11 protein-coding genes and 1 pseudogene are annotated in these 11,887 nt (G+C 38.2%); all 12 read left to right on the top strand.

Going from position 1 to position 11,887, the window contains the following annotated elements; genetic code table 11:
* Window positions 1-338 (top strand): annotated as a pseudogene (locus ACVRZH_RS06575) (hypothetical protein); the annotation flags it as partial.
* 79 nt (window positions 339-417) lie between these two features.
* Window positions 418-1,581, top strand: coding sequence for a class I SAM-dependent rRNA methyltransferase (locus ACVRZH_RS06570; RefSeq protein ID WP_447454504.1), 1,164 nt, complete (start codon window positions 418-420; stop codon window positions 1,579-1,581).
* Window positions 1,578-2,255, top strand: a complete 678-nt coding sequence (gene aroD, locus ACVRZH_RS06565) for a type I 3-dehydroquinate dehydratase (protein WP_447454503.1) — start codon at window positions 1,578-1,580, stop codon at window positions 2,253-2,255. Before ACVRZH_RS06570 ends, aroD begins: the two co-directional genes overlap by 4 nt.
* Window positions 2,245-3,120: a shikimate dehydrogenase gene (locus ACVRZH_RS06560; protein WP_447454502.1), complete on the top strand. Its 876-nt coding sequence runs from the start codon at window positions 2,245-2,247 to the stop codon at window positions 3,118-3,120. Before aroD ends, ACVRZH_RS06560 begins: the two co-directional genes overlap by 11 nt.
* Before the next feature lies 1 nt (window position 3,121).
* On the top strand, window positions 3,122-4,195 hold the full coding sequence (gene aroB, locus ACVRZH_RS06555; protein ID WP_447454501.1) for a 3-dehydroquinate synthase: 1,074 nt from the start codon (window positions 3,122-3,124) through the stop codon (window positions 4,193-4,195).
* On the top strand, window positions 4,192-5,358 hold the full coding sequence (gene aroC / locus ACVRZH_RS06550) for a chorismate synthase (RefSeq protein WP_447454500.1): 1,167 nt from the start codon (window positions 4,192-4,194) through the stop codon (window positions 5,356-5,358). Before aroB ends, aroC begins: the two co-directional genes overlap by 4 nt.
* Before the next feature lie 27 nt (window positions 5,359-5,385).
* Window positions 5,386-5,724, top strand: a complete 339-nt coding sequence (locus ACVRZH_RS06545) for a YlbF/YmcA family competence regulator (protein ID WP_447454499.1) — start codon at window positions 5,386-5,388, stop codon at window positions 5,722-5,724.
* A gap of 75 nt (window positions 5,725-5,799) precedes the next feature.
* Entirely contained in the window at window positions 5,800-7,089 is a 1,290-nt protein-coding gene (aroA, locus tag ACVRZH_RS06540; RefSeq protein WP_447454498.1) for a 3-phosphoshikimate 1-carboxyvinyltransferase, read from the top strand.
* Complete coding sequence (locus ACVRZH_RS06535; RefSeq protein WP_447454497.1) at window positions 7,082-7,570, top strand: shikimate kinase; 489 nt, start codon at window positions 7,082-7,084, stop codon at window positions 7,568-7,570. Before aroA ends, ACVRZH_RS06535 begins: the two co-directional genes overlap by 8 nt.
* 181 nt (window positions 7,571-7,751) lie before the next feature.
* Complete coding sequence (locus ACVRZH_RS06530) at window positions 7,752-9,137, top strand: LCP family protein (protein WP_447454496.1); 1,386 nt, start codon at window positions 7,752-7,754, stop codon at window positions 9,135-9,137.
* A 136-nt stretch (window positions 9,138-9,273) separates the two neighbouring features.
* Window positions 9,274-10,629, top strand: a complete 1,356-nt coding sequence (gene rlmD / locus ACVRZH_RS06525) for a 23S rRNA (uracil(1939)-C(5))-methyltransferase RlmD (RefSeq protein ID WP_447454495.1) — start codon at window positions 9,274-9,276, stop codon at window positions 10,627-10,629.
* Window positions 10,630-10,887: 258 nt separating this feature from the next.
* Entirely contained in the window at window positions 10,888-11,886 is a 999-nt protein-coding gene (locus ACVRZH_RS06520) for a hypothetical protein (protein WP_447454494.1), read from the top strand.
* Window position 11,887: the final 1 nt, after the last annotated feature.

Genomic DNA, 11,887 nt, shown 5'->3' with positions numbered 1-11,887 from the left:
CTGAGCGTGGTTTAAGTGTATCGTCAGGCGTTGGCGTCTGTGAGAGCGGGCACCGCTTTTACACCAACCGTATGAAACGTCAGGGACGCAATTGGCGACAAAAGGGAGCTGAGCATATGTCCATTCTTTTAACAGCCCTACGCAATCACGACTTTAAAGACCGTTATAGAGCCAGCCATCAAGAGGTTTTGTTTGGCTCTGAGATTAGGGTTAATATGCGACAGATTTTGAAAAAGGCTAATCACGACGCTCACACCATTCCACAGGCGACAATCGCTTTGAATGGGGCAACGAGCACACCAATTGGACAACTTAAGAAGTGGATAGAGGACTTTTAACCTTTTCCGAGGAAAACTTGACACATACAAAGAACGGTGTCTGTTTGGCGAAAATGTTATTTTTTGGTATAATAGCGCTATGAATAATCTGATAGTAAGTACATTTGCTGAGAAAAAATTAAAAGCAGGTCAGCAACGTTTAGAAGCACGTGATTTTCCAGAAGTCACTCAAACGGATGAGTTAGTTTATTTATTTGGACATTCTGGTCGATTTTTGGGAACTGCATACTTATCATCACAACATAAGGGGATAGGTTGGTTAATCTCAGAAATAAAGCAAGCTATGACAAGATCGTTTTTTGTTGATTTGTTTACAAAGGCAAGGCAAAAGAGACAAAGTTTTGAAACCGATGTTGAGACAACAGCCTATCGTCTCTTTAACCAAGACGGTGATAATTTTGGTGGTTTAACGATTGATTTATATGGCGATTTTGCGGTTTTTTCTTGGTATAATACTTTCGTATATCATTACAAGGATGTTATTGTCGCAGCTTTCCGAGAGGTCTATGCAGACTGTCTTGGAGCATATGAGAAAATTCGCTTTAAGGGCTTAAACTATGAGTCAGCTCATTTATATGGTCAAGAAGCACCAGGGTGTTTTACTGTTTTAGAAAATGGTGTTCGTTATCAGGTCTTTATGAATGACGGCTTAATGACAGGGATTTTTCTAGACCAACACGATGTGAGGCGTGAACTAGTATCAGGCTTATCGCGTGGTCAAAAAGTCTTAAATATGTTTTCTTATACGGCTGCTTTTTCAGTAGCAGCTGCTATGGGCGGTGCTCAAGAATCGACATCTGTTGATTTAGCTAAACGTTCCAAAGATTTGTCAGAAGCACATTTTAAGGCAAATCATCTGGATTTGAGTCCACATCGTTTTGTAGTTATGGATGTTTTTGATTATTTTAAATATGCGAAACGTCATAATTTGGTTTACGATATGATTATCCTTGATCCACCTAGTTTTGCACGGAATAAAAAACAGACGTTTTCAGTAGCAAAAGATTATCACCGCTTGATTGCTCAAAGTCTTGACATTTTATCACCTAAAGGTGTGATTATTGCTAGTACGAATGCGTCTAATCTATCTGTTTCACAATTTCAAAAAGAATTGGAAAAAGGGTTTGGGAATACTAAACACACTTATCTTAGTTTGAAACAGTTACCAAGTGATTTTACAACTAACAAAAATGATGAAAGTAGTAATTACTTAAAGGTATTTACGATAAAGGTAGATTTATGAGAATTGTTGTTCCTGTAACACCACGGACATTAGAAGAGGCTACTCAACTGGACCTTTCAAAATATGAGCATGCCGATATTATTGAGTGGAGGGCAGATTATTTACCTAAAGAGGATATTCTGACTGCTGCTCCAGCTATTTTTGAAGCATTTCAAGGACGTGAAGTGATTTTTACACTGCGTACAGTTAGGGAAGGCGGGAATATCAATCTCTCTAATGAGGAGTATCTTAGTTTGATTAAAGATGTTCGCCAGTTGTATCAGCCTGATTACATTGATTTTGAATATTATTCATATCAGGCGATTTTTGATCAAATGCTTGATTTTCCTAATTTAATCCTTTCTTACCATAATTTTGTAGAAACACCTGAAAATTTAATGGCCATCTTTTCGGAGTTAACTGCTCTGTCTCCTAGGGTTGTTAAAATTGCTGTAATGCCCCAGACAGAACAGGATGTGTTAGATTTGATGAATTATGCGCGTGGATTTAAGGCTTTAAATCCAGAGCAGGACTATGTTGCGGTTGCCATGGGAAAACTTGGCAGGCTATCTCGTATTGCTGGTCAGCTAATTTGTAGCATTTGGACGTTTGGTACTGTAGATGAAGAAACAGCGCCAGGTCAGTTATCATTGAAGAATCTTAAGTATCTATTGGAGATATTAGATGCAGATTGACGGTTATACTAGGCTTGCTGCTGTTATAGCCGACCCAATCAAACATTCTTTATCACCGTTTATTCACAATAGTGCTTTTGACTTGACGGGTATTAATGGTGTTTATGTTGCTTGGGAGATTAAGGAAGTAGACCTTTATGATACCTTGTTAAATATTAAGCGGTATAATATGTTTGGACTTAATGTCTCTATGCCCTACAAGAAAGCTGTTATTCCTTTTTTAGATGACCTGAGTCCAGAAGCAGAGCTAATTGGCGCAGTCAATACAATTGTATTACAAAATGATCAACTGATCGGCTATAATACAGACGGGTTAGGCTTTGTACGTAGTCTAAAAGAAATTGCTCACTATGATATGACAAATAAGACGATGGTATTGCTAGGTAGTGGAGGTGCAGCAACTGCAGTGATGGCCCAATGCGCCTTATCAGGTCTTGGTAAGATCATAGTATTCACTAAAGAGGATTATATAGCTGATACAAAGGCATATTTAGAATATCTCTCAAAAGAAACAGGTATTCTAGTTGAAGTATATCCGATAACGGATGATGAGCTACTAAAAGAGAAGGTTATGGCCGTTGACATTATTGTTAATGCGACAAGTATTGGTATGGATGGTAAAAGTTTACCTGTTCCCAAAGATACTGTTTTCTCAAAAACGTCACTTGCGGTTGACCTCATTTATCATCCGATGGAGACACCATTTTTAGCCATGGCAAAAAAACAACATTTGACAGTGATCAATGGTTTAGGTATGTTATTGTACCAAGCAGCTGAGTCATTTCAACTATGGACAGGTCGTGAGATGCCAGTGCGTGAGATTTGGCCTGCTTTGAGGAATCATTGTAGTAAGGAAGTGGAATAATATGCGATTAGATGTCAATTTGGCAACACATCCTTATCAAATTCTTATCCAAAGAGGCTCATTGTCGAGAGTGGGAGAATGGCTTAGGGGATTATGGTCTCCGAAAAAGGTTGTTATCATCACTGATAACCGTGTTGCTTCTTTTTATCTTGGGCAAGTACAAGTTAGTCTTGAAAGTGCTGGTTTTGATGTAGGTGTTTTTGCTTTTCCTGATGGCGAGTCCCAAAAAAACTTGGAAACAGTCAATCAGATTTATCATTATTTGGCGACATCTGGATTGACACGCTCAGATGGGATATTGGCACTTGGTGGTGGTGTTGTAGGTGATTTAGCAGGCTTTGTTGCTTCAACATTTATGAGAGGCATTCCCTTTGTTCATGTACCAACCAGTTTGACGGCTCAAGTGGATTCTTCAATTGGTGGAAAAACAGGTGTGAATACGCCTTTCGCTAAGAATATGGTAGGAACTTTTGCACAGCCAGATGGGGTCTTGATTGATCCAGATACCCTTTATACCCTCGGACAGAGGGAGTTGATTGAGGGGATGGGAGAAGTTATTAAGTACGGCTTGATTGCAGATCAGGATTTATGGTCACTTTTGAATAGGATGTCTGGTTCTTCCGCTTCCATATTAGACAATGCAGATGAGTTGATTTGTCGGTCTTGTCTAGTGAAATGTCAATTAGTTGTAGAAGATGAATTTGATAATGGTAATAGGTTATTTTTAAATTTTGGTCATACTATTGGTCATGCTCTTGAAGCGACAGCAGGTTATGGTCAGTTGATGCATGGTGAAGCAGTGGCAATCGGTATGATACAAATGAGCAGGGTTGCTGAGCAAAAAGGTTTGATAGAGACAGGTCTAACAGAGAAAATATATCAAATGTGTATGAAGTTTGGTCTCCCAACCGCATATCAGACAGATTTGTCTGAATCCCTGTATCAAGCTATTTTACATGATAAAAAAGCAAGAGGTCATCGGATTAAATTGGTGCTTGTGCCTAAGATTGGGGAGGCAATGATTTATCAGGTACCGATTGAAGAAATCAAAGAATTTTTGGAGTATAAGGCATGAGGTATTTTACCGCAGGTGAGTCACATGGTCCACGCTTAACGGCTATTATTGAGGGAATTCCAGCGGGTTTAAGGTTGACAGAGGATGATATCAATATTGAACTGAAACGTCGTCAAGGAGGATATGGTCGTGGACAGCGTATGCAGATAGAATCAGACCGAGTTGAGATTAGCTCTGGTGTACGTCATGGTCTCACGATTGGTAGCCCAATTACCTTGACAGTGACAAATAAGGATTTTAAAAATTGGACAGAGGTGATGTCTGTTCACGACATTGATGATAACCGCAAATCAATTCGTCAATTGACCAAACCACGTCCAGGTCATGCTGATTTAGTAGGTGGTATTAAATATCGTTTTACTGATTTAAGGAATACATTGGAACGGTCGAGTGCTAGAGAAACAACCATGCGGGTTGCCATTGGTGCAGTGGCCAAGCGTCTATTGGCAGAAATCGGTATGGATATCTGTAGCCATGTTGTTGTATTTGGAGGAATTGAGATAGATATTCCTGAGCAGCTTACTATAGCTGAGATAAAGCAACTGGTTGCTCAATCAGATCTTTCCATAGTTAATCCCAGTCAAGAGGCAAGTATCAAAGCCTATATTGATCAAATTAGACAAGAGGGGAATACCATAGGAGGAGTTGTTGAAACATTAGTTTCGGGAGTTCCTGTTGGTTTGGGTTCTTATGTGCAATGGGATCGTAAGTTAGATGGGAAATTAGCTCAGGCAGTACTATCTATAAATGCTTTCAAAGGTGTTGAATTTGGTCTTGGTTTTAAAGCAGGCTATCTCAAAGGGTCAGAAGTAATGGATGAGATTGCGTGGTCTCAAGAAGATGGTTATACAAGAAAGTCTAACAATCTAGGTGGTTTTGAAGGGGGAATGACTAATGGTCAACCACTTATCATACGAGGGGTGATGAAGCCCATACCTACCCTTTACAAACCTCTGATGAGTGTTGATATAAAAACTCATGCCCCTTATAAAGCAAGTGTTGAGCGCAGTGATCCAACGGCTCTACCGGCGGCAGGAGTTGTGATGGAAGGTGTAGTAGCAACTGTTCTAGCAACCGAAGTGTTAGAGAAATTTTCGTCAGATAATATGGACGAATTGATAGAAGCTGTTGATAACCACCGTGCCTATACTAAAACATATTAAACATAAAACAATTTAAAGGAGAAAATGATGACAGTTAATATTTATGATTTAGCCAATGAATTAGAACGTGGTATTCGTCAGTTACCCGAATATCAAGCAGTTCTTGCTGCAAAACAAGTGATAGCATCAGATTCAGAAGCAAAAGCTTTGTGGGATGAGTTTGTAACTTTCCAAACAAAATTACAAGGGATGATGCAGTCTGGTCAAATGCCAAGCGATGAAGACCAACAAACAATGACAGCATTAGGGCAACGTTTGGAAGCTAATCCAAAAGTAAAGGATTACTTTGAAAACCAACAACGGTTGTCTGTTTATATTGCAGATGTGGAAAAAATTGTCTTCCAACCCTTGAAAGACTTAATCTAATAGATTTTGGGAGTAAAAGCAATGACTGTCTAAAAGCCTAGCTTTTGCTCCTTTCTGATTAAAATGAGAAAATCAATGATATTAAAAACACATGCTTTAGGCTTACGTGGGACCATTAGAGTTCCAGGTGATAAATCAATCAGTCATCGTGCCATTATATTTGGGAGTGTTTCAGAAGGAGTGACGAGGATTAAAGGTCTTCTCCGAAGTGAAGATGTCTTATCTACCATCAAGGCTTTTCGTCAAATGGGCGTTGGTATCGATGATAAGGATGAGGAAATCATTGTTACTGGTGTTGGTTTTAAAGGTCTAAAACGTCCCAATGAGCAGTTAGATATGGGAAATTCAGGAACATCCATGCGTTTAATCGCGGGTGTTTTAGCAGGTCAATCATTTGAAGCAATCCTTATTGGGGATGATTCCTTGTCTAAACGTCCTATGGATAGAATTATTATTCCTTTAACTCACATGGGAGCTAAATTAGCAGGACAAACTGAAAAGCATCTTGCTCCCTTAATTGTTAAGGGAAATAGCCGCTTACGCCCAGTGACTTATCAGCTCCCTGTAGCATCAGCTCAAGTAAAATCAGCTCTCTTGTTTGCTGCCATGCAAACAGAAGGAGAGACAGTGATTATCGAAAAAGATGTCACACGCAATCATACTGAAGATATGATTGAACAGTTTGGGGGTTCCCTAACTGTTCAAGGTAAGGAAATCAGATTAGTTGGTCCTCAGGTGTTGAAGGGACAAGATATTACAGTCCCAGGAGATATATCAAGTGCAGCTTTTTGGCTAGTTGCAGGATTGATTGTTCCAAATTCGCAAATTATACTCGAAAATGTTGGAATAAATGTGACACGAACAGGGATTCTTGATGTTGTTAGAGATATGGGGGGGCAAATCAGCATAACTGACCAAGATGATGTGGCTAAGTCAGCGACAATAACAGTCCAAAGCTCTCGATTGGTTAGCACAACCATTGCTGGAGACATCATTCCTCGCTTGATTGATGAATTACCTATTATAGCCTTGTTGGCAACACAAGCTAATGGGCGAACGATTATTAAGAATGCAGAAGAATTGAGAGTCAAGGAGACTGACCGTATTCAAGTAGTGGCAGATATTCTGAATAGTATGGGTGCGAAGGTATCAACAACGGCAGATGGCATGGTTATTGATGGTCCAACACCTTTAACTGGTGCAGATGTAAATACCTTTGGAGACCATCGTATAGGAATGATGACAGCCATAGCAGCTTTAATCGTTGCAGATGGTAGTACGATGAATTTGGATAGGGCTGAGGCAATTAACACTAGCTATCCTCAATTTTTTAGAGATTTGGAGGTCTTACTAAGACATGGCTAGACTGATCATCGGTTTTATGGGAGCGGGGAAAACAAGCCTCGCTAAAGGCTTAGCGGCTAATTATCTGGATATGGATATCATATTAGAACATAGATTTGGGATGTCTTTATCAGATTATTTTGCTAACAAGGGTGAGGACAGTTTTCGTCAAGAAGAACATCTCCTTCTCAAAGAATTAATCCCCCAAAATATGGTCATCGCTACTGGTGGTGGTATTGTGACTTTAGCTGAAAATCGTCAGCTTTTGCGACAAGCAGACGAAGTGATTTATCTAAAAGCTGATTTTGAAACCTTGTATGACCGTCTTGTAAAGGATAAGGGTTCTCATAGACCATTATTCCAGTTAAAATCTAAAGAAGAGCTTGAAAAGCTATATCAACGCCGTCAATTATGGTATGAAGAAGTAGCTACAAAGATTATAGATGTCTCTACTCTGACACCAGAAGAGGTGCTTGATTATTATAAGGAGAGTAGCTTGTGAATAAAAAAAGATGTAGTCCGTTTGATAGTTTTAGCTATCTTAGAATCACATAACTAGGCTTATAGGTAAAATGTCAGTTCTTAATTGACATTTATAGGGCTAAGGTATAGAATTTTGATATGTATAGTCATGGGAGTTTTACACAGTTCAATCATATAAAAAGCAAAGATAGAGATAGGATATGACAGATAAGAAGCAAGTGATATTTAGTCGGCAAGACCAATTGCGTTTTGAATATTTATTATCTCATTTTGATTACCTTAATGAGAAAGATCTAGAAGAATTTCATACGCTTCATTTGAGAATGAAGGCATTTTTAGCTGAACATGGGGTATCTAAAGAGATTGCAGAGACCAAAATGCTAGAGACTGATAATGCAGTAGTTTCAAATGAAGGTCTAGTGAGCAATTCCAGTTCTGTTGAAGCATCTACATTATCTAAAATGGATACAGAAGATACTGCAAATCAAGGAGATTATGAGCTAGATCACCAATCTGAAACCGCCACGCATAAAAATGGGCAATACAATAGACGAAACAAACAAAATGCTATACCTAAGAAAAAGAACCACCGGTTTAAAAAATTGTTGAAAATTATTCTGTTCATCATACTATTGTTGCTACTAGGAATGATTGGAATGTTTATTAAAGGGCTTTATGGGGTTAGCTCTCAAAATACTGACGTCAAACCAGCGATGACAGCTTTTTTTGACGGACAGGAAAGCAGAGATGGTACTAATATTCTCATACTAGGTTCTGATCAGCGTTTAACCGAGGCATCTAGCCAAGCTAGAACAGATACAATCATGGTCATGAATATCGGTGGGCAAGATGGGAAAATGAAGTTAGTGAGCTTTATGCGAGATATTTTGGTTACTATTCCAGGTGTTAGTGGTGAGGGAATGTTTGATCATAAACTCAACAGTGCTTTTACAATCGGTGAACAAGATAATCATCAAGGTGCTGAATTGATGCGAGTAGTTTTGAAAGAAAATTTTGATATTGATATTAAGTACTATATCATGATTGATTTTCAAACATTTGCTGAGGCGGTTGACACTCTTTTTCCAAAAGGTGTGCTGATTGATGCGCAGTTTGCAACTGTTGATGGTCAGGTGGTTGATACGGTTGCTGTTCCTGATGATTTACGCATGGCCAATGGAATTGTTCCTGAACAGACGATTAGTGTTGGCAAACAACGCATGGATGGTAGGACTTTACTCAATTATGCGCGATTCCGTAAAGATGATGAAGGTGATTTTGGTCGTACTAAACGACAACAACAAGTTATGACAGCTATGTTATCGCAAATCAAAGATCCCACTAAATTATTTACAGGTTCAGAAGCCTTGGGGAAAATCTATGCTTTAACGTCAACCAATGTCTCATATCCATTATTATTGAGCGAAGGTTTGTCAGCCTTTGTTAAAGGTGACTCACATATTGAACGAGAGACAGTTCCCCAATTGGGAGATTGGCAAGATGATTATGATAGTTATGGAGGACAAGGTCTCTTGATTGATATGGTGAGATATCAAGAAGAATTAAGAGAGCTAGGATTGCGTTAAACTGTGGTATAATGACAGTATGAACAAAATGGTATTCGGAGAAACCTATAGTATCTTGTTCGTCCTTTGAAAATAGAGAGGTGGGTAGTTTTACTGCCTCTTTTAATGTAGCTAGAAAAAGTAGAAAGTAGACGTTATGTTAGCTAAGAATGATATTGTAGAAGTTGAGATTAGTGATTTAAGCCATGAGGGCTTAGGCGTTGCTAAGGTTGATGGTCATGTTTTTTTTGTTGAAAATGCTCTGCCAAGTGAAAAAATCCTCATGCGTGTCCTTAAGGTTAATAAAAAAATCGGCTTTGGTAAGGTGGAGGAATATGTGACCACATCAGAGGATCGTCAATCGGATTTGGATTTGACCTATCTGCGTTCGGGGATTGCTGATTTGGGTCACTTGACTTACGATGCTCAATTACTCTTTAAGCAAAAGCAAGTGAGAGATAGCTTGTATAAGATAGCGGGTGTTTCGGATATCACTGTACCTGAAACAATTGGTATGCCTCATCCTTTAGCCTATCGCAATAAAGCGGCTGTACCAGTGCGTCGTGTTAAGGGGCAATTGGAGACAGGTTTTTTCCGCAAACAGTCACATGATCTGATACCGATTGAGGATTTTTATATTCAGGATAAGGATATTGACAGGTTGATTCGAGCGACAAGGGATTTATTGCGTCGTTATGATGTCAAACCTTACAATGAACAAGACCAGACAGGCTTAATCAGAAATTTGTTGGTGCGAAAAGGCCATTATACTGGTGAGATGATGTTGGTTTTTGTCACCACAAGACCTAAAATCTTTAAAATTGATCAAATGATTGCTCAACTGACCCAAGACTTTCCACAATTAGTATCTATTATGCAAAATATTAACGATGCCAAGACAAATGCGATATTGGGGAATGAGTTTAAACTGCTTTATGGTAAAGAAACCATTACCGATATGATGTTGGGCCATACCTATGAGATTTCTGCCCAGTCGTTTTACCAAGTCAATACAGAAATGGCTGAAAAATTGTATCAAGTGGCGATTGAAATGTCTGATTTATCTGATGATAGTGTCGTGATTGATGCTTACTCAGGGATAGGAACGATTGGTCTATCCTTTGCTGACAAGGTCAAGGCAGTTTATGGTGTAGAGGTGATTGAGAGTGCAGTGCGTGATAGTCAACAAAATGCTATTCGCAATCAGATCACTAACGCAACTTATGTTTGCAATACGGCTGAAAAAGCCATGGCAAAGTGGCTAGACGAAGGGATTAAGCCAGATGTTATCATTGTAGACCCACCACGCAAAGGCTTGACAGAAAGTTTTATCCAATCAAGTATCAGTATGCAACCTGATAAAATTACTTATATTTCATGTAATGTAGCCACCATGGCGCGTGATGTCAAACTCTATGAAGCAAATGGATACAAACTCAAAAAAGTGCAACCAGTTGATTTATTTCCACAGACGCATCACGTCGAGGTAGTTGGTTTGCTGGTGAAAGCCTAGAAGCCTTTGAACGAAAGGGATAGTAAAAAGCCTTGATATCAGGGCTTTTTGTCGTATATGGGGTAAGTATCAGAGTGAGAGTTGAAGTTGAACTAGCAGGTTTGATAGTTTGGTGGTAGAGTAATGTATTTCTATAAACCCTAGGGGGTACAGAGTTGTTTCCACAGACTAGGTGTTAATGGGGATAAACGTACCCTCTGTTTTTGTTTGTATAAATGTGATATAATTTATTCATATATGATAAGGGAACAAACAATAATGAGAAAGTTTAAATTGCAAAAATCAACTCGTGATGAAGATGATGACTTAATAAAATTTCAAAAGGGGATATTCAATCTTGAAACAATTCGTTTTGGAAGATTACCAGAAATTATGCTTTCTAAGCTTTATACATATAATTTTTCAGGAGTTAAAGAGTATGATTTAATAGATGTTGCTACGCAAAAAAAAATAGAGGTAAAATTTTCTTGTGTAAGGAAAAAGGAAATTGAGCCTATTACTCCTGAGAATATTTTAGAAACTTGTTTAAAAAGTGCAGATGGGAATGAGGATAGAAAAGTCCATTCGAGTGATTTACAGGAGTTTGACTGTAATATTCAACAGATAAAGCCAGATCAGTTTGATGTGTTATACTATGGTCTCTTTTTTAGTGAAAAAATTTACATTTTTAAAGTGGATTGTGAATGGATTAAGGAAAATTACTCAGTAATTTTTTTGAAAAAAAATAGTGATTATTTTAAATATGGAACTGATATCAAATCATTACTTGATGAATGTTTAAGTAAGCAGGCGAGTAGTTCTTCAGGTTTTTCGCAAGCTGATAAAAACTTCATCCGTCGCAGATTAGGTATCAGTACCGATAAATCAAATAAAAAAAATGTTTTAGATTTACTTCAAAAGGCAAATGATGAAATAGAGATAGTTTCAAAAATTGAAGTACCTAATGGAAATTATAAAATTCTTGATTTCAGTAATGATAAAAAATACATTAGTGAATTGGTCAGTATCTGTCAAGAAGAAATAGAAATAGAAAAGATATTATCGATCCTTAATGAATACCGTGATGGGAGTGGTTTTTACCTTTTTTATAAACTGATTCCTAATTTATCTGATAAGCAACATAAGGGAAATGATGGTGAAGGCCAAATGCATATCACGAATTCAAATTTCATTTGGCATAAGGAAGCGAGTGGTTTTTTGGAAAGAGAAATGACATACGAGGACTTATATAAATTATTAAAAGACGGAGGAAATTAGC

The sequence above is a fragment of the Streptococcus fryi genome, assembly GCF_053206505.1.
Note: the sequence above shows the minus strand (reverse complement) of the source record. Positions and strands in the feature narration are given on the sequence as shown.

Coding starts and splice junctions, on each gene's coding strand:
- ACVRZH_RS06530 (WP_447454496.1), top strand. CDS start 7,752: ATGACAGATAAGAAGCAAGTGATATTTAGTCGGCAAGACCAATTGCGT.
- aroD (WP_447454503.1), top strand. CDS start 1,578: ATGAGAATTGTTGTTCCTGTAACACCACGGACATTAGAAGAGGCTACT.
- ACVRZH_RS06545 (WP_447454499.1), top strand. CDS start 5,386: ATGACAGTTAATATTTATGATTTAGCCAATGAATTAGAACGTGGTATT.
- ACVRZH_RS06570 (WP_447454504.1), top strand. CDS start 418: ATGAATAATCTGATAGTAAGTACATTTGCTGAGAAAAAATTAAAAGCA.
- aroA (WP_447454498.1), top strand. CDS start 5,800: ATGATATTAAAAACACATGCTTTAGGCTTACGTGGGACCATTAGAGTT.
- ACVRZH_RS06520 (WP_447454494.1), top strand. CDS start 10,888: ATGAGAAAGTTTAAATTGCAAAAATCAACTCGTGATGAAGATGATGAC.
- rlmD (WP_447454495.1), top strand. CDS start 9,274: ATGTTAGCTAAGAATGATATTGTAGAAGTTGAGATTAGTGATTTAAGC.
- ACVRZH_RS06560 (WP_447454502.1), top strand. CDS start 2,245: ATGCAGATTGACGGTTATACTAGGCTTGCTGCTGTTATAGCCGACCCA.
- aroC (WP_447454500.1), top strand. CDS start 4,192: ATGAGGTATTTTACCGCAGGTGAGTCACATGGTCCACGCTTAACGGCT.
- aroB (WP_447454501.1), top strand. CDS start 3,122: ATGCGATTAGATGTCAATTTGGCAACACATCCTTATCAAATTCTTATC.
- ACVRZH_RS06535 (WP_447454497.1), top strand. CDS start 7,082: ATGGCTAGACTGATCATCGGTTTTATGGGAGCGGGGAAAACAAGCCTC.